Below are 23127 nucleotides of genomic sequence, written 5' to 3'. Positions count from 1 at the left end.
ATGGCTGACCTTTGTAGCCATACAGGACACACCATGCTAGACCTGGGACAGGTACGCTGCTTTGTTGCCGCAGCGACCGAACTGAACTTCCGCCGCGCTGCCGCGCTGCTGAACATGACGCAACCGCCGCTGTCGCGGCAGATACAGCTGCTCGAGCACAGCCTCGGCGTGGAACTGTTCGACCGCGTGGGCCGCACCGTCAAGCTCACCACGGAAGGCCGCATTTTCCTGATCGACGCCGCCCGCTTGCTGAACCTGGCGGAGCAGGCGGAAAGCACGGTGCGGCGCGCCAGCAAGGGCAAGACCGGCCGCGTGCGCATCGGCTTTACGGGTGCGGCCGGCTACGAGCTGATACCGGGCTTGCTGGCAGTGGCCCGGCAGGAGTTGCCCGATATCGACGTGGTGCTGCTGGAACTGATTTCGGTGGCGCAGATCGAGGCGTTTTATGCCAACACCATCGATCTCGGCTTCATGCGCCCGGTGTCGTCGCGCCAGCAGCTGGACATGATGCTGGTGGAGGAAGAAGCGCTGGTGGTGGCTTTGCCCAAGGGACATCCGCTGTGTGCCTCGGCCACCATCGCCTTGAAGCAACTGAAAGACCAACCGTTCATCATGCACTCGCCCGTGCATGGCAAGTATTTTTACGACCGGCTGATGGGCATTTTTTCCAGCAACGATGTACACGTGCACATCACGCAGTACCTCGACCAGAGTCCCACCATCCTGTCGATGGTGCGGGCCGGGCTGGGATTGTCGATCTTGCCGGCCTCGGCGCAGCGCTTCCATTACGACAATGTCGAATTCCGGCACTTGAGCGACGTGGTGGCGCCCGCCGAGATGAGCATGGCCTGGCGACCGGACCAGGAAAATCCCGCCGTCACCGCGTTCCGGCTCCTGGCAATCGACTACTTTGCCAAACAACAGCGCGAGGAGGGCGACCAAAACTACTAGAGGAGACACATGAAACGCAGCAATCTCGCAACACCCCTGGTCACCGCGCTGGCGCTGGCCTTTGCCGCTGCCGCACCGGTCCACGCGCAATCGAACGTCACCATTTACGGCATCGCCGATGTCGGCATCGTCGGCGAACGCGGCGGCGCCGACGGCAACGTCACCAAGCTCACCAGCGGTCCGGCAGCATCGTCACGGATCGGCTTCAAGGGCACGGAAGACCTGGGTGGCGGCCTGTCCGCGTTCTTCATCCTGGAGGCCGGCTACAGCATCGACACCGGCGCCATGGCCTCGAGCACCATGCTGTTCAACCGCCAGGCGCTGGTCGGTCTCAAGAGCAGCGCCGGCACCCTGATGCTGGGCCGCCAGACCACGCCGTACCACAACACCCTGGTGGCGGTGGCCGACCCGTTTGCCACCGGCTACGCCGGCACCATCAAGAACACCTTCCCCGACTGGGGCACCAATGTCCGCACCAACAACACGGTGATGTATGCGTCGCCCGACGTGCGCGGCTGGAATGGCGACGTCGCCTACAGCTTCGGCGAGCAGGCTGGCAGCGAAGCGGCCGGCCGCCAGGTGGGCACCTCGTTCGGCTACAGCAACGGCCCACTGGTGGTGCGCTTTGCCTACAACCACAAGAACAACGACGTGGTGGGTACGCCGACCACGCCGGCCGTGATCCGTGGCTCGGCCAGCAACAAGCTGCTCGCTGCCAATTACAACTTCGGCGTCATCAAGCTGTTTGCTGCGGTCGGCATCGACAAAGGATTTAACGCTGCGCCGCTGGGCAATACCAGCAACCCGTTTGGCGGCGTGCCACCGACCGCCTCGACCGATGGCCGCGAAGCGCTGCTCGGCTTTACCATGCCGCTCTCGACCGGCACGCTGATGGCGTCGGTCATGCGCAAGGACGACCGTACCGCGTTCAATCAGGATGCCAACACCTGGGGCGTGGGCTATGTGTACCCGGTGTCGAAGCGCACCAGCTTGTACGGCGCTTATGGCAGTATTTCCAACCGCAACGGCGCCGGCTACACGGTGGCCAATAACAGCGAAGCCGGCAGTGGCGACCGCGCCTACAACCTGGGGCTGCGCCACAATTTTTAGTCGAGCTTGAGCGCCTTGGCCACGTCGTCCCATGCCACCATCTTGAAGTTTTGCGGGCCGTCCGGCAGGCGCTTGTAGCCGTCCTGGATCACCAGCATGCCGTTGCCGTACGGGCCGCCGAAGTTGGCCGAGCTCACTTCCAGGCCGTCGGTCTCGGACGTGCCGTCGATGCCGGCGGCCAGGTTGTAACCGACCCGGAAGCTGCCTCGCACCTTGTACGGCGCCTTGGCATCCATCACCAGGTAGCTGTTGTCGCCCTGGCTCGACACCACCAGGTAGTCGGCCCTGGCGCCATGGTAGATGCCCATGCCTTCCACGTCGGCCACCAGTTGCGGGCCGACCGGCATGATCATCTCCAGCCGGGCCGGCGCATCGCCCTTGGCCGACACGGTCCACACGCCGCGCCGCTCTTCGCCGAGGAACAGGCGGTGGTTGCGGTCGTCGGCCACGCAGCCTTCGGGCTGGGAATCAACCTTGAAGCGGCGCAGCAGCTTGCCGCTCACCTTGTCGCCATCGGCCACGATGCGGTATTGCAGGAAGGTGCCGTCCTTGTCGTTGATGAACGCTTCCACACCACCGTCCGCCGGGCGGTACAAGCACATGCCGTAGATGTCTTTCAGGCCGGTATTGAAAGCGCCGGCGGTGGCCACCGTGCCTTGCGCATCGATGGTGAAGACCATCACGCTGTTGTCGTCGCGCTGGGTAGCCACGGCCACGTCAAGCTGGCGGTTGCCGATCCTGACGTCCTGGCGCACATCGACGTTATTCAGACGGCCCACTTCCAGCAATTGCAGCTGCTTGCCTTGCAGGTTGTACACCAGCAAACCCTGCTTCTTGTTGGTGCCGAGGATGCGCGCGCCCTGTGGATCGGCCGGGTTGCGCCAGATGGCAGGATCGTCGGCGGCGTCGCCGGTGCGCGCGACCGATTCGGTCTGGCCGCGCGGCATGATGACGGCTTTTCCATCCGCTTTTGCTGCGGTAGCGGACCAGGCCGGCGTGCGCACTTGCCAGCCGGCTGCTTCCTCGCCGCCGATGGCCAGTTGCAGTTGGCCATTGGCAGTGGTGCTGACCGCCAGTTGCTCGGCGCCCTTGATATTGGTGTCCGTGGCGGACACGGTATTCCACTTGCCAGCCTCCCGGCGCAGCAGGTGCAATTGCTTGCCCTTGGCGTCGAGCACGGCAACGCCGCCAGGCAGGATGGCCAGTGCACCCGCGCCTTTTTCCAGCGTGCCGTACGGTTTCTTGAGCAGTACCGCTGCGCGGCTTGGCGCGCCTTCGGCATCGGCGTTATAGGCCCACAGGCCGGTGCCGTCTTCGCTCACCAGCAACTGGTGGCTGGCGTCGTCAGCGCGGCAGTGCTTGCTGTGCGGGGGCAGGGCCAGCTTGCGTACCGGCAGACGTTTGTCGCCCTGCATCACCCATTGCTCGGCCTGGCCATCCTTGGCGACCAGGAACAGGTGGTCGAGTTGCTGGGCATCGCGGTACAGGCAGGCCGCTTCGATGCCGAAGGCGGGCGCGGGGAACGGCGCCTGGGCGGTGAGGGTGCCGGCACTGGTATCGACCAGGATGGGTACTGCCTGTTCGGCGTTGGCATCGACGATTACGGCCAGGGTGTTGGCGCCGAGCGGGCGGGTGTCGAGGTGCTTGGCGCGCACTGGCAGGTGGGCGCGCTCGGTGCCGTCGGCGGCGAGCAGGCGCAGCGCGGTCTTGTCGAGGGCGAGCCAGTTGCCGTTGGGCAGTGGGGCAAGTTCGTGGGCGTGGGTGTTGGGGCCTGGCGTGGTAGCGGCTTGGGCTGGTGTGGTGAGGGCCATGGCGATGGCGAGTGCTGACAGGGACAGTTTCATTTTTTTTGTTGGCGCGTGGGCGCTTGCTCAGTATGGATCCCCGCTTTCGCAGGGATGACGGATTTTCGGGCGGCGGCTGGCGGTTGGCTGCGGCAGCTGCTCGGCTACATTGGTCCCCGCTGTCAAGGCGGTCTGCCTGCTCGGGGATGAAGGTTATTCTGTTGGCGGCCAGCGGTGCTGACGTTGCGTGCTGGCCGCTTCACGGCTTAGAACAGGCTTACCTTCAAGCTCAGCTTGTAGGTGCGGCCGTATTGTTCGTACTGGGCGTTATAGGCCTTGGTGCCCAGGTACGTGTAGTACTTTTCATTGTTCAGGTTGGCCGCTTCCATGTTCAGCTGCACCTGCCTGGTCAGCTGGTACGACAGCGAGAAATCGACCTGTTTCTGGCTGTCCACGATGCGGTCGCCGCTGGCATCGAGGATGTCGTCGCCCATTTCCAGCAGGTAGGGCGACTTGTAGTTGACGGCGATCCGGGTGGACAGCGGTCCCTGTTCGTAACCGAGCATCAGGTTCATCACGCGGTTCGACTGGCCCGGAAGGTGGATGCTGCGCGAACGCATCGCACCGGCGTCCTGGTCGTAGCGGGCCACGTTGGCCCTGGACCGCGTCAGGCTGCCGTTGGCGCCGAACACCAGGTTGTTGAATGGTGCCGGCAACATGCGCAGCGGCTGGTTGTACGACAGTTCGAGCCCCTTCACGCTGGCCTTGTCGCCGTTGGCGTACGTGATGGCCGAAGTGTAGCCGGCCCAGGCGCCGCTGCCGGCCAGGTTGGTGGTGTAGGTAAAGTTCTTGATGTCCTTGTGGAACACGTAAGCCGATACCGCGCCGTCGTCGCCCAGCACGCGTTCGATGCCGAGGTCGAGGTTGGTCGATTTGAGCGGCGCCAGGTCGGGGTTGCCGATGGTCGCTTCGGTGTCGCTGGACTGGCTGATGCCCGGTTTCAGCTGGTCGAAGTTGGCGCGCACCACCGAGTGGGTCCAGGCGCCGCGCACGCTGGTTTTGCCGTCGAGGTCGTAGCGCGCTTGCAGGGTCGGCAGCCAGTTGGTGTATGAGCGCTGGCGCTCGACAGGGGTGAAGGTTTCCTCTTCCTCGTTGACGCTGGTACCAGACGCCTTGAAGCGCGTGTGCTCGGCGCGCACGCCGGCCAGCAGGTGCCAGCTGTCGATGTCGTAGCTGTGTTGCAGGTAGGCGGCGTCGATGTCTTCGTGCAGGTTGTAGTCGTCCACGCTGGAGTCCACCAGCACGCGGGCATTGGCGCGGTTCAGGCCAGCCACCAGCTGGCGGATCGCACCGGGGTTGATGGCGTTGCCGATGCGGCCCAGTTTAAAATCGAGCTGGTCGCCGGTGATGTAGCTGGTCAGCGCGGTGCTGGCGCCGCCGATCTGCGAGCTGCTGTACGACCAGGCTTCGGTGTTGTTGTCCTTTTCGCGGCGGCTCAGCTTGGCGCCAAACTTGAACTTGCCGGTGCCTTCGCCGAGGTCGTATTTACGACCGAGGTCGAAGCGGATATGGTGTTCCTTGTCGGTGGCGTCGCTTTGCTTGAGGGCGATCGAGTTCAGCTTGTACTTGCTGGCGTCGTACAGCGACTCCGGGCCGGTCAGGCGCGGGATGTCGGTGCCGGTGAAGCCCACGCCGGCAAAGTTGCTGGCGCCACGGAAGCGGGCGTCGTTGATCGATTCGGGCGCGTCGTCGCTGGCGCGGCTGGTACCGGCCGACGCTTCCAGTTTCCAGCGGTCCCATTTGAGTTCGGTGCCGGCCACGACCGAGCTGATGGTTTGCGTGTACTTGCGCTGGCGCAGGCGGCGTTCGCCACGGGCGGTGGCGGTGGCGCCTTCGGCCACGCTGCCGCCGCTGATGTTGGACAGCGTGAGGCGGTCGCGCACTTCGTCGTCGCTGAAGTCGCTGATGAAACTGCGCACGTAGTATTTGCTGTGTTCGTCAAGGTGGTAGTCGAGATTGATGGCGGCGGCGCGGCGTTCGCGCGTGGGCAAGTAGTCGCGCAGTTCCAGTCCCGTCAGTTTGCCATTGTCCCAGGCGCCACCGGTTTCCACGTTGTCGGAACCGAACTCGCGCTTCTCAAAGCTGATGCCGCCGGCCACGCCCAGTTTGCCGCCCATGAAGCGGTCGGCAAACAGCACGCTGGCGTTGGGGCTGGTCTTGCCGATGTTCTGGTCGCGGCTGGCGCCGATCGAGCCGGACAGCAGTTTGCCGGGCAGGTCGAACGCGGACAGGGTTTTCACCTCAACGGTGCCGCCCAGCGAGTTGGCGTCCTGGTCGGGCGTGAGGGTCTTGCTCACTTCCAGCGAGCGGATCAGTCCGGCCGGCAGCACGTCGAGCGCCACGGCGCGGCGGCCCGCCTCGGGCGACGGCACCAGCGCGCCGTTGATGGTGACCGCGTTCAGGTCGGGGCCCAGGCCGCGCACGCTCACGTAGCGGCCCTCGCCCTGGTCGCGCTGGACCGACACGCCTGGCAGGCGCGCCAGCGCTTCGGCAGCGTTCTTGTCCGGCAGGCCGCCGATGTCGTCGCTGCTGATCACGCTCACGATATTGTCCGCCTTCTCCTGCGCGGCGATGGCGTTGCGCAGGCTCGAGCGCTGGCCGGCGATGACCACGCTGTTGGCGGCGGTGACCAGGGCAGCGTTGGCGCCGTTGGCGCCGTCGAGCGGCACGGCGGTCTGGGCTGTAGCTGTGCCTGCCAGCATGGCCAGCACGCCGAGCGTCATCGCCTTGAGGCGTGGATGGGTGGAAAGGTGAGAAGCAGTGGTTTTCATGGCGTACCGTGGGTTGGATGAGGGAACGCTGCGGATTCTAGGGATGCTATATGTCACTTGCATGACATGCCCCGGCGGCAAGTGCTGTAAACCGCCGCGTTGCAGGCGGTGGCGTGGCGAAATGAGCTCGATTGACCCGCCCCCGCTTGGCGGTGCTTCCCGGCGCTGGTCGCCGTTGCTATGGCGCGGCTTCGCCCTGCGAACCTCGGTGAGCCGTAATGACCTGTCCCCGCTGCGGTGTTGTGTATTTGCCCATGTCCGGCCTTGTCACACGGCGGTCATACGCGGGCGCTAAGCTGCCGCCGCAGTACCCACGTCCTGGTAAAACCTTATGCTGCAATTGCACCGCTCCACCTTGATCGTTTCCTGCCTGGCGCTGGTCGCCTGCGTGTTCCTGTATTCCACCCTGGGCGTGGCAAAACCGTTCCACATGTGGAAGTGGACCGATATCGTCAGCGAAGGCGGCACGGCGGTCATGGCTGGCAGCTGGGTGCTGTTTACCTTGAGCAGCCGGCCTGGCGGCCTGGTCACGCGGCTGCTGGCCGGCGGCCTGGCGATGATCATGGTCGGTTCGTTTGCCGACTGCATGGATGAATTTTTCGCCGTCAGCAAGGCGGCCAGGTGGGACCACTGGCTCGAGATGCTGGTGCCGCTGGGCATGCTGGTGCTCACCTGCGGCATGTACTACTGGCGCCACGAACAGTTTCGCCTCAATGAACACTTGCAAAAGCGCGAGCGCTTGTTCCGCGACCACCGCGCGTTCGACCGCATTACGCAACTGGCCAATGCCGACTACCTGCGCCGCCAGATCCGCCACGAGCAGGCGCAGCGCCCGGGCCGGCCGTGCGCGCTGGTGCTGCTCGACATCGACAGCTTCCACTTGATCAACCGCGAGTTCGGCCAGCGCGAGGGCGACCGCGTGTTGCAGGCCGTCGGCCACATGCTGCTGCTCAACCTGCGCAACGACGACCTGCTGTGCCGCTATGCAGGCGACCGCTTCGCACTGCTGCTGCCTGATACCGGCGTGGCCGAGGCCGAAGCGATGGCGCGCCACCTGGCAGCAATGGTAGGGCAGATGCGCCACCACGCCAAGGATGGCCGCGTATCCATCAGCGTGCGCCATGCCAGCGCCAGTGCGGATATCGATGCCGACGTGTTGCTGGCGGAACTGGGGCGGATACTGGCGGCATCAGCCCAGCCGGTACAGTCCGCAGCGTCGGCACAACCGGAACAGCCCGGTTCGCCGGCTCAGGGAATACATGCCGCGCAAGTGCAACGGCCCGTTCAACCGGTCTCGGTCTCGGTCGCCGGCGCGTCAGCGTGATCGCCTACCGGCAAAGCCATGACAGTTTTATCGTGGCGCGCCACCAGCCGGCGCTGCTGCTCGACTACGCGCGCAGCCAGGAGATCAGTGGCGAGCAACTGCTGCGCGGCACCGGCCTGACGGATGACGAGCCGCCGGGCGCGCACGTGCTGCTGGCGCCGCAGCAGTACCTGCAATTGCTGGCCAACGTCATGCGTGCGCTGGCCAGCAGCGACACCAGCTTCCTGCTGGGCCAGCAAATGCTGCCCGGCCATTACGGCGCGCTCAGCCACGCGCTGCTGCAGGCGCAGAACCTGCGCCAGGCCCTCGACATCCTGTGCGCCGGCCACGCACGCCTTTGCCCGCTGCTAACGCCGCGCTGGCGTGAAAAAGGTACGCAGGGCAGCACCCAAGGTGGCATCCATGGCGGTACTCAAGGCGGTAGCGGCAGCACTCATGGCGGCATGGCCGTGCTGTACTGGACCGACAGCTTCGGCGCGCCGAGCCAGTTGCCGGCGCTGGTGGAAATGCACATGACGGCCGTCACAGCCATGTGCCGCTGGCTCGGTGGCGAACGGCTGCCGTGGCGTTATTGCCTCAATCGCAGCGCGCCGTCGCACGTCGAGCAGCACGAGGCGCACCTGGGCAGCGACCTGCGCTTCAACTGCCAGTTCGACGCCATGCTGATCGATCCCGTGTGGCTCGATCGTCCCTGGCCACGCGGCAATGCGCTGGCGTCGGCGGCGGCATTGCAGGGCGTGGCGGCAGAAGCGCCGGCACTGGTGCCCAGCCTGCTGACAGCGCTGTACGACTACCTGCTCGACAATATCCGGCTGGGGCCGACGCTGGAGGGCAGCGCGGCGGCGTTTGACGTCAGCCCCGCCACGTTCAAGCGCCACCTGGCGCGCCACGGCAGCCATTTCCAGGCCGAGCTGGACCAGGTGAGGGCGCACGTGGCGATCCACCTGTTCCAGGTGCGCGGGTATGACAACGAGGCAGTGGCGCAGTACCTGGGCTTTCACGACGCCACCAACTTCCGCCGCTCGTTCAAGCGCTGGACGGGGTTGGTGCCGAGCTTGCTCAGGGATGCGTTGTTCCGGGGATGACCTCGGCCTCCTGGTACAGCAGCGATTCCCGCGACAGGTCGGGTTCGAGCAATTCAAGCGGCAATGGCGCGGGCTGGGAATCCATCGGCAGATTGAATGGTTTCGGCGGTTGCACGGGTCTTGGTACCGCGACCGGTTTCGGCGCCGGCTCGCCGTCGAGCTCGAACGTGAGCAGCGTATCGTCGGGCCATTTGTCGTCGCCGAGCGGGGCGTTGAATGCCAGTTGCTTGCCGCTGGCCGGCATGACCTGCTTGCGCGAGCCGGCCGTGTACGTGATGCTGTTGTACGGTGCCGGGGCGTCGAACATGCGGTCCTGCTCGCACGGGCCTTTTTCAAACCAGCTCTTGGCGTCGAGCAGTATCCGTTCGCGCAACATGTCTTTTTTCAGGATGCGTACCTGGACTTCGCAGGCCAGCCGCAAGTCGCCCATGCGCAGCACGTTTTGCGGCAGGTCCGGTGTGCGTACAGATACTATCGGGTGCTGGTACAGGCCAGACGGAAAACGCCGGCTCATCACCACGTATGCACCATCGGACCGGGCGCGGTCGTTCGGCGGCAGCACGAAGCTCAGGTCGGGCGCCAACGGCAGCGGCACCGACCAGCCCTTGACGGCGATGGTGGCGGTGGTGTCCTCGAGCTTGCCATCTTTTTCCCTGGGCGGCAGCATGCCCTTGGGCATCTGGTAGCGCATGAGGGCGCCCGGCGCCAGGCGCGGGCTGCGGCGCTCGAACATGTCCACACCGGCTTCGAGCCCCTTGTAGCTCCACGCCATCTGGGTAGTGCCAGGCTGGAGCGGCCCGACGATGGTGACGGCATCGCCGAGCGGGGACGGCGCCTGTGCACTGGCGCCCTGAGGGGCCAGGATCAGCGCGGCCAAGGCCAAGGCCAGGGCCGGGGAGATAGTCGTTAGTTTACGCATTGCTGTTATAAATTTTAGCGATCCCGAAAGTTGTTTATAAACCGGCCTGCGCGGCAAACCACGGCTGCAGGCGGGCGATGGCGTCCACGATCTGCGGCGTGGACACGGCAAAACTCATGCGGAAAAAATGGCGGCCGTCCACCGGGTCGAAATCGATGCCGGGGGCGGTGGCCACGCCGGTGTCGTTCAGCAGGCGCTGGCAAAAGTCCAGGCTGTCGTCGGTCAGGTGGGCGATGCTGGCATAAATATAGAACGCGCCGTCGGGCGGGGCGATGGCGCGCAGGCCCAGGTCGGGCAATGCCGCCAGCAGCAGGCGGCGATTTTCCGCGTACACGTGAAGGTGGCTGTCGAGCTCGGTCAAGTCGTCGAAGGCGGCCAGCGCCGCGTGCTGGCTGAGCGATGGCGCGGTAAGGAACAGGTTGCCGCAATACGCCTGGGCGCGGGCAATATGGTCTTCCGGCACCAGCAGCCAGCCCAGGCGCCAGCCAGCCATGCTGAAATACTTGGAAAAACTGCTCACCACCAGCGCCTCGGGTGCGTAGGCCAGGATGGTTTGCGCCGGTTCCACGTAGCTCAGCCCGTGGTAGATCTCGTCCGAGATGATGCGGATGCCACGCTCGCGGCACACTTCGGCAATCGCCGCCAGTTCTTCGGCTGCAATGATGGTGCCGGTGGGGTTGGCCGGGCTGGCAATGATGACGGCGTGTGGTGCCGGTTCGACGGCGGCCAGGGCGGCAGCGGTAAGCTGGTAGCGCACCTCGGGGCCGCACGCTATTTCCACAGGTTCCAGGTGTAAAGCTTTTAAGGCGTTTCTGTAGGCAACATAGCCGGGCCGCGCCAGCGCCACCCGGTCGCCCGGAGAAAACAGCGAATTCAAGGCCAGCACCAGCGCCGGCGAGGCGCCGCAGGTGAGGATGAACCGCTCGGGATCGACCGTCACGCCGTACCGTTCGTGGTAATGCTGCGCGAGGCGCTGCTTGAGCGGTGCGCTTTCCCAGTAGCCCATGGCGTCGTCGTCCAGCACCGCGTGGGCGCGGGCGATGGCGGCCGCTGGCGCGCCGGTGGACGGCTGGCCGAACTCCATGTGGATGATGGAGCGGCCCTGCGCCTTGAGGGCATGGGCCAGGCGGCTGATGGCGATGGCGTGGAACGGTTCGAGTTGGGCTTGCATGCTATTGCATTTTACGTAACGAGTCGGCGATTTTCGTATTGTAAGCCCTGCGCGAATTACTTGGCGGCCGGTGCGGTGCCGGTCAGCAAAGCCAGTTCGCTGCGCGCCAGCAAGGTGGACTCGAATCCGCGCAAGCCGTGGTCGGCCACGTAATTGAGCGCGCCAATGGCTTCGGCGGCTTTCCCCTGTGCCCGCAGGTTCGAGCCGATGGCAAACCAGGCTTCGTTGAGCGCCATCTCGCGCTTGACCGGGCCGAATTCGCGCGCAATATCGAGCAGGGCCTGCTGGCCGATCTTGCCGCCCAGGTAATCGAGCACCGGGCGCGGCCACGCGCCGTCCGGCACCGCATCCACGTAGGCTTGCAAGTCCGGGGGCAGTGGCTGGTGCGCATGCTGGAACACCAGCGCGATCTGGATCGCTTCGCTTGGCAGCAGCTTGCCTTGCTTGAGCTTGGCCTTGACGTAGCGGCCGGCGTCGCCGGCGGCAGCGGCGGTATTGCCGAGCGACATGCGTGCCCAGGCTTGCTTGAGCAGCGCGGTGTCGTCTTCCTTGACGTCGGTTTTGGCAAAGGTTTCAACTGCGCGCGCATAGTCGAGCTGGCTGAAGTACACCTGGCCCAGGCACAGGTCGCGTTCTTTATCGAAACCTTTTTGTTGCGCCACGTCGGCGATCATCTGCGGCAGATACCGTAGCGTGCCGCTGCCACCGTCACCTGCCGTCACCAGGTGGCGCACGGCTGCGCACTTGAGGCCCAGGATCTCTGCGGTCATTGGAGACCGGCTGCGCTCCTTGATGGCTTCGCCCAGGCTTGCCAGTATCGTTTTGTTGCGCATGGCAATCGCATCCTGCACCGTCAGCTGCTCGGCGCCGACGTTGATGGCAAACGCCTCGTGGAAGTGCACATTGCCTTCGCCAAACGACTGCAGCGCCGGATTTTTGACTGCCGCGCCCAGCTGCGGCACCTCGGCCGCCGGCACTTGCGCGCGCTTGGTGGCGTAATCGATGGTGTAATCGAGCTCGTTGCCGCGCCAGGAAAATTCCTGGCGTGCATCGAAGAACGGGTTGTTGATGTCCACCGCACCTTCGCTGAACATCATTTTTACCCGTTGCGGCCATTGCACCTGCATGCGGTAACGGGTCTGGAACCGGCCCATCGGCATTTGCAGCGGCAGCGTGCGGGTCAGCGAACCGGGGATGCGCAGCAAACCATTGAGCACCTTGGAATCGAAGCGCATGACGTAAAGGCTGTTCTGCTGCAGGACCGGCTTGGGCAGGCGCAGGGCGGACAGTACCGAGAATGTCGTGCCGTCCGCGCTGTCTTCGAGCGTTGGTCCTTCGACCAGCTCGGCGCCTGGATACAGCTTGTCGAAGTCGGCCAGTACATTCTTGGCCAGGTCCGGTGGCGAACTGCCGTTCAACGCTGCCCGCACCGGCGCCGCCAGGTTGCCACGGTAGCTGATGCGTACCTTGAGGCGGGCGTCGCCGTCGAGCTCGTCGAGGACGAATGACTCCAGCCGCTCGATCACCGGCTGATCCACGACTTCTTCCGGCAAGGCGATCAGATCGGTGGTGTCGGCCGCCACCACCAGCCCGGCTGCGCCCGGTACGGCCGTCGGCAGCAGCGGGATCAGCGCCTTCTCGCCCACCCGGGTAGGATCGACGAAATAGGTCTTGCCATCGAGGTGCACGCGCACGATGGCGTGATCGAACACGGTGGGTGCGGCAATGCTCTTGCGCGGATAGGTAGGGAACTGGGCGTTGACCAGCACCGGCTCGGCCTTGATGCCCATCTGCGCCAGCAGGGCGATCAGCAGCACGCTCTTGTCCTTGCAATCGCCGAAGCGGCGCCGCAGCACCTCGTCCGGCACTTGCGGGCGGTGCGAATTTTCGCCCAGCGCCACGCTGAAGTAGCGGATCTCGTCCTGCACCCAGCGCAGCGCGGCGCTGGCCCGTTCGGTATCGTTGGCGCCGCCGGCAAAGCGCTGCGCCAGTGTGACCAGTTCGGATGGCGCCGCCGGCTTTTTGGCGGTCGGCCGCGCGGGTGGTACAGGCGCCGGTGCAAACAGCGCGTTGGCCCATTGCGCCACCTGTTGCCAGCTGCCGTATTCGCTGAACTGCAGCATGCGCGCGCGCAGCACGTCGTTGGGCACGCCTTCGTCGAGCGAAAACGGCGCCAGCGCCTGGCCTTCGAAGCGCAGGCGCTCGATATTGCCGATGCGTTCGACTACCGGCGCCAGGCCGGGCGGGTAGGCGTCGCTCACTTCGCGCCAGTGCAGCGGCGTGGCGGCCGGATGCGACACCAGCAGCTTGCGCACTTCCTGCGGAATATGGCGGTCCCACTGGTAGTCGTCGGTCCACGTGCTGCCGAATACCGGGTTGGCGCCCTCGGTCGAATAGACGATTTGCAGCGTGTCGCCCACCCGCACGTCGTCGAGCAGCAATTGCGCCGAGGTGACCCCCATGTAGAAGCCGGTGGCAACACTGGTTTCCTGTTCCAGCAGGCGGATGTTGACCGTGGCCGTGCGGTCGAGCACGGCGTCGCCGCGCAGGATCGCCACCCGGTGCAGCGACAACTTCTCGTAGGCGGGACGATACGGCAGCGAGTACTGGCCGATTTCGCCCAGCTTGCTCTTGTCGTTGACCTGCACTGCGCGGTTGACCAGTACCACCGGCTTCGGACCCGCCCAGGCCTGGGTTTCCATCAGGCGCAGCACGACCGGCCCGGTCTGCACCGCCGGCGGCACTGCCGACAACGGCGCGATCCATTTCGGCAGCGGGGCGTTGCGTATAAAAGTGGTGTCCTGCCTGGCGACAGCCGCCTTGGGGGCCGCCAGCACCGGCTGGGTGGTAACGTTGGCGGCAACGAGAACGATGGCGGCGGGGAGTAGCGCAGGAGAGAGTCGCATTGTCAAATGGCTGAGAAGCCAATAAATTGATTCAAGTAAACTATTATAATGGCAGCTGTTGCAACTTTGTATATAAGACTGAGCGATGGGCAAAAGGTGGAAGCGATGGGGCATCGGCATGGCTGGCGCGGTGGGGCTGTACGCGACGGTGGGCGGATGGGTGCTGCCGCACGTGCTCAAAACGCAGTTGCCGGCCTTTGCCGCAAGCCGCCTCGATCGCAAGGCCAGCGTGGGCGAGTTGCGCTTCAACCCGTTTACCTTGCGGCTCGAGGCGACCGACCTGGTACTGACCGAGGCCGATGGCGCGCCGCTGTTTGCGATGGAGTCGCTGGCCGTGGAATTGCAATGGCGCTCGCTGCTGCGCCGGGCCTGGACCCTGGCTGAAGTCCGAATTGGTGCGCCATCGGTACAACTGGCGATCGACAAAAACGGCTCGCTCAATCTGGCGCGCCTGATCGACACCTTTAACCGCGACCGGGCCGACCAGCCGCCAGCGCCCCCGCCGCGCCTGGTGATCGAGCACTTCGTGCTGGCACAGGGCAAGCTGGCGCTGCACGACCGCCATGCCGGCTACGACGAAACCTTCGCGCCGATCGCGTTCGAACTGCGCAACCTGAGCACCCTGCCGAACCAGCACGGCGACTACACGCTGAGCGCCGATGCCGGCCGTGGCGGCAAGTTGCACTGGCAGGGCAGGGCCAGCCTCGATCCCCTGGCGCCGCTGACCGGCAGCGGCGCGCTGGTGCTGCGCAATGTCGCCTTGCCGGGCCTGGCGCCTTATCTGCAAACCCTGGCCGGCGTCACATTGACGCAAGGACGGTTGTCGGCGACCTTGCCGTATCACTACGCCTACAACGACGGCAAGTTCGACGCCAGTCTGCCGGGCGCCAGCGTGACGCTCGACGGCGTGGCGCTGGGCCTGGCCGAGCGTCCGGCGCTACGTGCCAGTGCCGACCGCGTCAATCTGGGCCTGGCGCTGCACGTGCGCAGCGCGGCCAGCGGCATGCAGCTCGACATCGACCAGGCGGCGCTGGCAGTGGCGCAACTGGCGCTGGTCAACGGTGCGGCCACGCCGGTGACCGTGGCGCGGCTCGGCATCGAAGATGGGGTGCTCGACCTGGCGGCGCGGCGCGCCAGCGTGGGGCGTCTGTATGCCGAAGGCGGCCAGCTCGATTTGTCGCGCGATACGGCCGGCCAATGGCGACTGCTCGACGGCTGGGTGGTGGCAGGTCGTGATGGTGGTGGCGATCGTGGTCATGGCGGCGATGGTAGCAACGGTTTCGATGGCTTAAGCGGGGCCAGCATAAGCGACCGCGGCACGGCGGGCAACCCGGCCAGTATAGGCAACAGAGGCAACAGCGGCAGCGGACTCAATGGCGTCAATGGCCGCGATGGCGGCCGAGTTGAGCTCGAGCGGCAGACGTCGGCCGGTAATCCGTGGACTGCTGTGGTCAAGTCGGTACAGGTGCGGGAGTTCGGCGCCCTGGTGGATGATGGCGCCAGCGGCGTAAAGGTCCACCTGCAAGACTTTTACCTGAACCTGGCGGATGCCGGTACCGACCTTGCGCATGCTATCGCGTTCGACGGCGGCGTCGGCCTGCGCGAAGGTGGTCAGCTGACTGCCAAAGGATCATTCGTACCGGCCGGCGCCGTGGTCGATACCGAGCTTGCCGTGAACGGGCTGGCGCTGGCGCCATTGCAGCCGCTGCTCGAGCAGTACGTCAAGCTCAAGCTGGTCGATGGCAGCGTGTCGGCCGCCGGCCGCTTGCGTACCGGCAGCGGTGCCAGCACCAGCGCCAGCACCGGCGACAAGGCCGCGCCGGCGCTGCGCTACGACGGTTGGTTCGAGGTGGCGCAGCTGGCACTCAACGAGCACGATGGCGACCACTTCGCGCACTGGAAGTCGGTGCGCGCCGACCAGGTGGCATTCACGCTGGGCCCGGACCGGCTGGAGGTGTCCGAGCTGCGCGTGGTCGAACCGAACGCCATCCTGATCATCGACAACGACCGCAGCTTCAATGCCCAGCGCTTGCTGGTGCAGCGGCCAGCGGCTGCCGCACCAGCCTCGGCGCCGACCGTTGCGCCAATAGCCGCCGCATCAGAGGCCGCGCCGGTGGCGGTTGCACCAGCGGCCGTGTCCGCGCCAGTGGGGATGCCTGCTGCGGCGCGCGTCGAAGTGAGTACCGAGGCATTTCCGGTACGCGTTCGGCGCGTGCGTGTCGAGAATGCCAAGCTCGATTTCACCGACCTCAGCCTGCGGCCGCAGTTTGCCGCCAGGGTGGTGGAGTTGAATGGCGTCGTCTCCGGCCTGTCCACCCGGCCCGGCGCGCGGGCCCAGATCGAGCTCGATGGCCGGGTTGACGACTTCGGCCTGGCGCGCATCCGTGGCCACCTCAATCCGTTCGCGCTGGCCGACAACACCGACGTGCAAGTAATGTTCAAGAATCTGGACCTGGTGTCGGCGTCGCCGTACAGCATGAAGTTCGCCGGCTACAAGATCGCCCAGGGCAAGGTATCGCTGGACCTCGATTACCAGGTGCGGCATGGCGCGCTGCAAGGCAGCAACCGCATGGTGCTCGACCAGTTGACCCTGGGCGAGCGCATAGCCAGTCCCGACGCGTTAAAACTGCCGCTGGAACTGGCGCTGGCGCTGCTCAAGGACGGCGATGGCCGCATCGATCTCGGCGTGCCGGTGACCGGTGACCTCAACGATCCGCAGTTCAGCTACGGCGCGGTGGTGTGGAAGGCTGTTGGCAACATCATGACGCGCGCGGTGACGGCGCCGTTCCGCGCGCTGGGCCGCTTGTTTGGCATCGATGGCGAGCGCCTGCAGGCGGTGGAGTTCGATGCCGGCAGCGACCGCCTGTTGCCGCCCGAGCGAGAAAAATTGCAGCAGGTGGCGCAGTTGCTGGCCAAAAAGCCGGAACTGGCGCTGACCGTGCCGGCCGGCTACAGCGAGGCGGCCGATGGCCTGGCCTTGCGCACCCAGGCGCTGCGCCGCACGGTGTTGGCCCGCGCCGGCGTGCACGTCGAGGCCGACGAGCAGCCGGGCCCGCTCGACCTGGGCGGCCGCAAACTGCGCACCGCCTTGCGCGATCTGTACGCCGAACGCCTGGGCGCAGCGGCGCTGGCGCAGCAAAAATTACTGGCGGAGAAGGCAGGCGGCGCCGCAGTGACGGTTGACGGTTCGGTCGTGAATGCGGCCCCGGCCGAAGGTGCTGGCGCTGTTGCTGGTTCTGGTGCGGCTGGCCGGACTGCTGGTAGTGGTATCGGCGTCGCTGGCACAGCAGCCAAGCTGCCGCTGCTGCAGCGCCTCGGCAAGCTGGTACAGGGCGAGCCGCAGGTGGTTGATCCGTCGGCCTTCTACGCGGCCTTGCAGGCGCAACTGGTTGAGCACGAAAAATTGCCGGCGGACGCGTTGCCGCAACTGGCCGCGCGGCGTGCTGCCGCCATTGTCGCGCAGCTCAAGCTGGCTGGCGCTGGCACGGTAGCGGTCAAGGCGGGCGCGCCGCACAACCTCAAGGTGGCGGCGGGCCGGCCGGTCGCGCTGGCGCTGGAATTATCGGCCAAATGATGACCAGGAATAATCCAGTCCGGCCAGCGGCGTCCGGCACCTGGCCGCTGCACCGCCTGACGCCACCGGTAGCCCGAAACAGATGACGACAGAAAAATCAATCACCGCCGGTAGCCCGGTCCTGGCCAGCCTGGCGTTGCTGGCCAGCCAGATATCGCTCAACGCCGGTGCTGCCGTGGCCAAGCACCTGTTTCCGCTGGTCGGCGTCGAGGGCGTGACCGCGTACCGGATCGGCTTTGCGGCCTTGCTGATGATGGCGGTCTTCCGGCCGTGGCGGGTGCCGCTCACGTGGCGCCAGGCCGGCAATGTCGCCGTGTATGGCAGCGTGATCGGCCTGATGAACCTGCTGATCTACCGCGCGTTCAGCCATATTCCGATGGGCATCGCAGTCGCGATCGAAGTGTCCGGTCCGCTGGCGGTGGCGGTGTGGACTTCGCGGCGTCCGCGCGACCTGGCAGCAGTGGGGCTGGCGGTGCTGGGGCTGTATTTCCTGTTGCCTATACACGGCAAGGTCGATCAGCTCGACCCGGTCGGCGTCGCCTACGCGGCGGGGGCGGCGGTGTGCTGGGCGCTGTACATCGTGTTCGGCAAGCGGGTGTCGGTGATGCATGGCGGCCAGTCGGTGGCGTGGGGCATGACGGCCGGCGCGCTGTTCATCGTGCCGCTGGGTGCCTGGACCTCGGGCGCAGTGCTGCTCACGCCGTCGTTCATGGCAATCGGTTTGGCGATCGCGGTGATGTCGAGCGCCTTGCCGTACACGCTGGAGATGCTGTCGATGCGCAGCCTGTCGTCGCGCACTTTCAGCATGTTCAGCAGCGCGGCGCCGGCGCTCAGCGCGCTGGCCGGCATGGTGCTGCTGGGCGAGCACCTGACGCCCACCCAGTGGCTGGCGATCGCCAGCATTGTTGCGGCCTCCGCACTGACCACCTTGCGCTAGGTCCAATAATTCGGCTAGGATGGATTCCGGTGCAACATTGCATCGACGTCGCTCGGACGGTTCCGGGCGCTTACGTGAGACATCCATGACTGACACCCAAACTCCGCGCAAATTTTCGCGCATCGATCGCCTGCCTCCCTATGTTTTCAATGTTACCGCCGAGCTCAAGCTGGCGGCGCGCCGCCGTGGCGAAGACATCATCGACATGTCGATGGGCAATCCGGATGGCGCCACGCCGTCGCACATCGTCGATAAACTGGTCGATACCGTGCGCCGGCCCGACACCCATGGCTACTCGGCTTCCAAGGGCATCCCGCGCCTGCGCCGGGCGATCACCAAGTGGTACCAGACCCGCTATGCCGTCGAATTCGATCCCGATTCGGAAGCCATCGTCACCATCGGTTCCAAGGAGGGCCTGGCGCACCTGATGCTGGCCACGCTCGACGCCGGTGATACCGTGCTGGTGCCCAACCCCAGCTACCCGATCCACATCTGGGGCGCAGTGATTGCCGGCGCGAATATCCGCTCGGTGCGCATGACCCCTGGTGTCGATTTCTTCGAAGAGCTCGAGCGCGCGGTGCGCGAGAGCTACCCCAAGCCGAAGATGATGATACTCGGCTTTCCGTCGAACCCTACCGCGCAGTGCGTGGAGCTGGAGTTCTTCGAGCGGGTGGTGGCGCTGGCGCGCCAGCACGATATTTTGGTGGTGCACGACCTGGCCTACGCCGACATCACTTTCGATGGCTGGCAGGCGCCGTCGATCATGCAGGTGCCGGGCGCGCGCGACGTGGCGGTGGAATTTTTCACCATGAGCAAGAGCTACAATATGGCCGGCTGGCGCATCGGCTTCATGGTGGGCAACAAGGAGCTGGTGGCGGCGCTGGCGCGCATCAAGAGCTACCACGACTACGGCAGTTTCACGCCGGTGCAGGTGGCCGCGATTGCCGCGCTCGAAGGCAAGCAGGACTGCGTGGAAGAGATCCGCGCCATGTACCAGAGCCGGCGCGACGTGCTGCACAAGGGCTTGTGCGAAGCGGGCTGGCCGGTGGATAAGCCGAAAGCGTCGATGTACATCTGGGCCCGCATACCGGAGGCGTACCGCCACCTCGGTTCGCTGGAGTTTTCCAAGCTGCTGCTGGCCGAGGCCAAGGTGTGCGTCTCGCCCGGCATCGGTTTCGGCGAGTACGGCGACGACTACGTGCGCTTTGCGCTGATCGAAAACGAGGCGCGCATCCGCCAGGGACTGCGTGGTATCAAAGCCATGTTGCGCAAAACCGCCACGTAAAATCGCGCAAAGTTTAATCGGTATCAAATAGATTGTTTGATCAGACGGCTATGGTGAGGTTTCGTTTGCTACTGGAGCCCCACCATGTCCACCGTGCCTGGAAGTGACAGCACCCGCCACCTGATTGCCGCTGTCAAAAAGCTCGAACACTCGCTGCACACGTCCGGCCTGCCGCGCTGGATGGCGCGCTTGCCGGCCTGGTGGCTGGGCTGGCATTACTGCCGCATGCTCGACCATAAAATCGCCCGCATGCGCCGCATTGCGCACAAGTTCGAGCAATGGCTGCCGGCCATCCGTGCGGCCGACCAGGACGCTCGCACGCAGCTGGAGTTCATCGACATGGACCACGCCATGCGCGACGATATCGACGCTACCCGGCAAACCATGTGGGAACTGCGCGCCTATTGCATCGACATCGCCACCATGTTCGACCAGCTCGGCTACCAGTCGGCACGGCTGAACCGGCGCCAGCGGCTGTTCCTGTCGGTGATCGAGCATACCTGCGTGCAGGCCGCCACCATGCAGGACACGCTGGCCGCGCACGATGCTCGCGTGCTGTCGCTGCTAAAGCAACGCCAACACGCGCATCTGCCGGTCTGCGCCTGAAATTCAACCTGTGTCGCCAGCCCGCATTAGCCTGGTGCGGGCCCGACCCCAGCCGGTAACGGCGACGTGTCGCCCGCAGCAATGTCCCGGGTTCAGCCGTCCGGATTATTCAAACCCTTCCAGCACGATCTTGCCCTTGGCGCGGTTGCTCTCGATCAGTGCGTGCGCGCGCTTGAGGTTGCTCGCATTGATGGCGCCGTAGCGTTCGCCCAGCGTGGTCTTGATCACGCCCGTGTCCACCAGTTGCGCCACGTCGTCCAGCAATTGATGCTGCTGCGCCATGTCGTCGGTCTCGAACATCGACCGGGTGAACATGAATTCCCAGTGCAGCGACACGCTCTTGCGCTTGAGCACGCGCACGTCGATGGCTGCCGGGTCGTCGATCAGCGCCACCTTGCCTTGCGGCGCCACCAGTTCGGCAATGGCCGGCCAATGGTGGTCGGTCTGGTTCAGCGCGGCCACGTAGGTCACCGGCGGCAGGCCCAGGCGGGCGATTTCCTCGTTCAACGGTTTGCTGTGGTCGATCACGTGGTGGGCGCCCAGTTCCTTGACCCACTCTGCCGTGTCCTCGCGCGAAGCGGTGCCGATCACGGTCAAGCCCGTCAACTGGCGCGCCAGCTGTACCAGGATGGAACCGACGCCGCCGGCCGCGCCGATCACCAGCAAGGATTTGCCGGTGACGCCCTTGTCACGACTGACCTGCAGGCGCTCGAACAGCAATTCCCATGCAGTGATCGCAGTCAACGGCAGCGCGGCCGCCTGGGCGAAGTCGAGCGTGCGCGGCTTGTGGCCGACGATGCGCTCGTCCACCAGGTGCAGCTCGCTGTTGGTGCCGGCGCGGGTGAGGTCGCCGGCGTACCAGACTTCGTCGCCGGGCTTGAACATGGTGACGTCGGGACCGACCGCCTGCACCACGCCGGCCGCATCCCAGCCGATCACCTTGGCCGCACCCTCGGCAGGCGGCGCATTGGCGCGGATTTTGACATCCACCGGGTTGACCGAAATGGCCTTGACCGCCACCAGCAGGTCGCGCCCCTGCGCTTGTGGGGCGGGCAGGTCGATATCGATCAGCGCTTCATCGTGGGTGATGGACAGGGACTGGCGGTAGGCGATGGCTTTCATGGGAACTCCGTTGAGGTTAAGTGCATGTATGATCATTTATTTCGCTTGAGCGAAAAAGAGCCGTTTGACTGAAACACTTTCAAAGGAATGAAGATAGTGGTGCGACTCGATGATGTGACGGTCTTTGTCCGCACGGCAGACCGGGGCAGCCTGTCGGCAGCGGCGCGCGAGCTGGAAATTTCGCCGGCGCTGGCCAGTGCGGCAGTCAAGCGCCTGGAAGGTGAGTTGGGCATACGCCTGTTTGCCCGCACCACGCGCTCGCTGCGCCTGACCGACGAGGGAGAGCGCTACCTGCGCCACGCGCGCGACGCCTTGCGCGCACTGCAGGACGGGCATGACGCGCTCGCCGAAGGCAAGGAAACCCTGGGCGGCGTGCTGAAGATGTCGATGCCGTCCGACCTGGGCCGCAACATGCTGGTGGGCTGGCTCGACCAGTTCCAGCACCTGTATCCGAAGGTGAGCTACCAGCTCAGCGTGGGCGACCGCCTGTCGGACCTGTACCGCCAGCCGGTGGACATTGCGATCCGCTACGGGCGGCAAGACGACTCGAACCTGATCGCCTTGCCGCTGGCGCCCGACAACCGCCGCGTACTGGTGGCCTCGCCCGAGTATGTGCGCCGCCACGGCCCGCTGACCGACCTGCACGACCTGGCGCTGCACAACTGCCTGCGCTTCATGCTCGACGATGTGATCCACGACCGCTGGAATTTCTATCCGATGCACGGCGCGGCCGAGCAGGGCGCACCGATGGCGGTGCAGGTCCACGGCGACCGCAGTGCGGATGATGCCGACCTGGTGCGGCGCTGGGCCGTGGCGGGACTGGGCGTGGCGTATAAATCTCGGCTCGACGTGAGCGGCGACCTGCGCGCGGGACGGCTGATGGTGCTGATGCCGGACGTGGCCGGCGAACCGACCCCGCTGCACATGGTGTGCATGCACCGGTCGCAGGTGTCTGCAACCGTGCTGACCTTGCGCGATTTTTTGCGCGAGCAGTGCGGCAAGGCTTAGAAGACGATTAAGCCGGCATCTGCTGTACTGTGCTGCGAGGAAAAACAGTTAACATAGATGCAGACTTGTCGGTCTGCACCACGGCTATGGACTAGGACTGCGGTTTGCGCTGTGGCGTTTGACGGTGGCCCAGCTGCCAGATCCAGGTGAGGAGCGCCTGCGAGCTGGCAGCATCTGCCGGGCTATCGGGCGACTGGATCGGGCAACTGGTACCGACAATTGCTGAGGCAACCATTAATGCGCCTTCGACATGATGAGCAACCAGCGGCGGCACAGCAGAATTTCGAGGTGACCTGCCTGCACGCCGGTGTCGCACTCGATGACCGGGTTGACGGCGTAGAAGCGCTTGCGGAAGTCACGACAGACCAGCAATTCGCGCTTGCCCATGCGTACCAGGAACGAGGTAGGCATGTATTCGAGACCGAAACGGGAGCTGAGGCTGCTGTTGATCATGACATTTCCTTTATGGCGATGTGTTTAACGAGGAGTTCAGAATAGCATAAGTACTGTATGG

General features: G+C 65.2%; 16 protein-coding genes. 9 read left to right on the top strand and 7 right to left on the bottom strand.

What is annotated here, in order from left to right; genetic code table 11:
• Nucleotides 1–33 precede the first annotated feature (33 nt).
• Nucleotides 34–951 (top strand): LysR family transcriptional regulator, encoded by a 918-nt coding sequence (locus tag ASF04_RS05585; RefSeq protein WP_056138869.1) that lies wholly within the window; start codon nucleotides 34–36, stop codon nucleotides 949–951.
• Between the two features lie 9 nt (nucleotides 952–960).
• Nucleotides 961–2061, top strand: coding sequence for a porin (locus ASF04_RS05580; RefSeq protein ID WP_056138868.1), 1101 nt, complete (start codon nucleotides 961–963; stop codon nucleotides 2059–2061).
• Here ASF04_RS05580 and ASF04_RS05575 read toward each other — a convergent pair.
• Together ASF04_RS05575 and ASF04_RS05570 are read right to left on the bottom strand one after the other, a co-directional pair.
• Nucleotides 2058–3905 (bottom strand): phytase, encoded by a 1848-nt coding sequence (locus tag ASF04_RS05575; protein ID WP_056138866.1) that lies wholly within the window; start codon nucleotides 3903–3905, stop codon nucleotides 2058–2060. The genes ASF04_RS05580 and ASF04_RS05575 overlap by 4 nt on opposite strands.
• A 206-nt stretch (nucleotides 3906–4111) precedes the next feature.
• Nucleotides 4112–6676 carry a TonB-dependent receptor gene (locus ASF04_RS05570; protein WP_056138864.1) on the bottom strand — a complete coding sequence of 855 codons (2565 nt, stop codon included), beginning with the start codon at nucleotides 6674–6676 and terminating at the stop codon, nucleotides 4112–4114.
• 331 nt (nucleotides 6677–7007) lie between these two features.
• Here ASF04_RS05570 and ASF04_RS05565 point away from each other — a divergent pair, with 331 nt between their 5' ends.
• Together ASF04_RS05565 and ASF04_RS05560 are read left to right on the top strand one after the other, a co-directional pair.
• Complete coding sequence (locus tag ASF04_RS05565; protein ID WP_056138862.1) at nucleotides 7008–8000, top strand: GGDEF domain-containing protein; 993 nt, start codon at nucleotides 7008–7010, stop codon at nucleotides 7998–8000.
• Complete coding sequence (locus ASF04_RS05560; protein ID WP_056138860.1) at nucleotides 7997–9085, top strand: AraC family transcriptional regulator; 1089 nt, start codon at nucleotides 7997–7999, stop codon at nucleotides 9083–9085. Before ASF04_RS05565 ends, ASF04_RS05560 begins: the two co-directional genes overlap by 4 nt.
• Here the strand turns inward: ASF04_RS05560 and ASF04_RS05555 are convergent.
• The 3 genes from ASF04_RS05555 to ASF04_RS05545 all read right to left on the bottom strand — a co-directional run bounded on the left by ASF04_RS05555 (nucleotide 9060) and on the right by ASF04_RS05545 (nucleotide 14081).
• Nucleotides 9060–9962: a hypothetical protein gene (locus tag ASF04_RS05555; RefSeq protein ID WP_156368533.1), complete on the bottom strand. Its 903-nt coding sequence runs from the start codon at nucleotides 9960–9962 to the stop codon at nucleotides 9060–9062. The genes ASF04_RS05560 and ASF04_RS05555 overlap by 26 nt on opposite strands.
• Before the next feature lie 76 nt (nucleotides 9963–10038).
• Nucleotides 10039–11175: a pyridoxal phosphate-dependent aminotransferase gene (locus tag ASF04_RS05550; RefSeq protein ID WP_056138856.1), complete on the bottom strand. Its 1137-nt coding sequence runs from the start codon at nucleotides 11173–11175 to the stop codon at nucleotides 10039–10041.
• Between the two features lie 56 nt (nucleotides 11176–11231).
• On the bottom strand, nucleotides 11232–14081 hold the full coding sequence (locus ASF04_RS05545) for a DUF3857 domain-containing transglutaminase family protein (protein ID WP_162241418.1): 2850 nt from the start codon (nucleotides 14079–14081) through the stop codon (nucleotides 11232–11234).
• Nucleotides 14082–14166: 85 nt separating this feature from the next.
• Between ASF04_RS05545 and ASF04_RS05540 the strand changes: the two genes are divergently transcribed.
• The 4 genes from ASF04_RS05540 (at nucleotide 14167) to ASF04_RS05525 (ending at nucleotide 20483) form a co-directional block, all read left to right on the top strand.
• Nucleotides 14167–17655: a DUF748 domain-containing protein gene (locus tag ASF04_RS05540; protein ID WP_229204926.1), complete on the top strand. Its 3489-nt coding sequence runs from the start codon at nucleotides 14167–14169 to the stop codon at nucleotides 17653–17655.
• A gap of 82 nt (nucleotides 17656–17737) precedes the next feature.
• A complete protein-coding gene (locus ASF04_RS05535; RefSeq protein WP_056138851.1) occupies nucleotides 17738–18592 on the top strand; it encodes a DMT family transporter in 855 nt (284 codons plus the stop codon).
• 85 nt (nucleotides 18593–18677) lie between these two features.
• Complete coding sequence (gene alaC, locus ASF04_RS05530; RefSeq protein WP_019921944.1) at nucleotides 18678–19877, top strand: alanine transaminase; 1200 nt, start codon at nucleotides 18678–18680, stop codon at nucleotides 19875–19877.
• An 84-nt stretch (nucleotides 19878–19961) separates the two neighbouring features.
• Nucleotides 19962–20483, top strand: a complete 522-nt coding sequence (locus ASF04_RS05525) for a hypothetical protein (RefSeq protein WP_056138849.1) — start codon at nucleotides 19962–19964, stop codon at nucleotides 20481–20483.
• A 105-nt stretch (nucleotides 20484–20588) separates the two neighbouring features.
• On the opposite strand, the gene ASF04_RS05520 is transcribed toward ASF04_RS05525, so the two are convergent.
• Complete coding sequence (locus tag ASF04_RS05520; RefSeq protein WP_056138847.1) at nucleotides 20589–21605, bottom strand: zinc-binding alcohol dehydrogenase family protein; 1017 nt, start codon at nucleotides 21603–21605, stop codon at nucleotides 20589–20591.
• 96 nt (nucleotides 21606–21701) lie between these two features.
• Here ASF04_RS05520 and ASF04_RS05515 point away from each other — a divergent pair, with 96 nt between their 5' ends.
• A complete protein-coding gene (locus tag ASF04_RS05515) occupies nucleotides 21702–22613 on the top strand; it encodes a LysR family transcriptional regulator (protein WP_056138915.1) in 912 nt (303 codons plus the stop codon).
• A gap of 234 nt (nucleotides 22614–22847) precedes the next feature.
• On the opposite strand, the gene ASF04_RS05510 is transcribed toward ASF04_RS05515, so the two are convergent.
• Nucleotides 22848–23066 carry a hypothetical protein gene (locus tag ASF04_RS05510; RefSeq protein WP_019921948.1) on the bottom strand — a complete coding sequence of 73 codons (219 nt, stop codon included), beginning with the start codon at nucleotides 23064–23066 and terminating at the stop codon, nucleotides 22848–22850.
• Nucleotides 23067–23127 lie beyond the last annotated feature (61 nt).

The organism is Duganella sp. Leaf61, assembly GCF_001421905.1.
Classification (GTDB): domain Bacteria; phylum Pseudomonadota; class Gammaproteobacteria; order Burkholderiales; family Burkholderiaceae_D; genus Rugamonas; species Rugamonas zoogloeoides.
This window is presented reverse-complemented; position numbering and strand designations above follow the sequence as displayed.

What these genes read in the sequence shown, in the direction of transcription:
- ASF04_RS05570 (WP_056138864.1), bottom strand. Translation starts at nt 6,676, where the DNA reads ATGAAAACCACTGCTTCTCACCTTTCCACCCATCCACGCCTCAAGGCG.
- ASF04_RS05525 (WP_056138849.1), top strand. Translation starts at nt 19,962, where the DNA reads ATGTCCACCGTGCCTGGAAGTGACAGCACCCGCCACCTGATTGCCGCT.
- ASF04_RS05545 (WP_162241418.1), bottom strand. Translation starts at nt 14,081, where the DNA reads ATGCGACTCTCTCCTGCGCTACTCCCCGCCGCCATCGTTCTCGTTGCC.
- ASF04_RS05520 (WP_056138847.1), bottom strand. Translation starts at nt 21,605, where the DNA reads ATGAAAGCCATCGCCTACCGCCAGTCCCTGTCCATCACCCACGATGAA.
- ASF04_RS05540 (WP_229204926.1), top strand. Translation starts at nt 14,167, where the DNA reads ATGGGCAAAAGGTGGAAGCGATGGGGCATCGGCATGGCTGGCGCGGTG.
- ASF04_RS05535 (WP_056138851.1), top strand. Translation starts at nt 17,738, where the DNA reads ATGACGACAGAAAAATCAATCACCGCCGGTAGCCCGGTCCTGGCCAGC.
- ASF04_RS05575 (WP_056138866.1), bottom strand. Translation starts at nt 3,905, where the DNA reads ATGAAACTGTCCCTGTCAGCACTCGCCATCGCCATGGCCCTCACCACA.
- ASF04_RS05585 (WP_056138869.1), top strand. Translation starts at nt 34, where the DNA reads ATGCTAGACCTGGGACAGGTACGCTGCTTTGTTGCCGCAGCGACCGAA.
- ASF04_RS05580 (WP_056138868.1), top strand. Translation starts at nt 961, where the DNA reads ATGAAACGCAGCAATCTCGCAACACCCCTGGTCACCGCGCTGGCGCTG.
- ASF04_RS05510 (WP_019921948.1), bottom strand. Translation starts at nt 23,066, where the DNA reads ATGATCAACAGCAGCCTCAGCTCCCGTTTCGGTCTCGAATACATGCCT.
- alaC (WP_019921944.1), top strand. Translation starts at nt 18,678, where the DNA reads ATGACTGACACCCAAACTCCGCGCAAATTTTCGCGCATCGATCGCCTG.
- ASF04_RS05550 (WP_056138856.1), bottom strand. Translation starts at nt 11,175, where the DNA reads ATGCAAGCCCAACTCGAACCGTTCCACGCCATCGCCATCAGCCGCCTG.
- ASF04_RS05565 (WP_056138862.1), top strand. Translation starts at nt 7,008, where the DNA reads ATGCTGCAATTGCACCGCTCCACCTTGATCGTTTCCTGCCTGGCGCTG.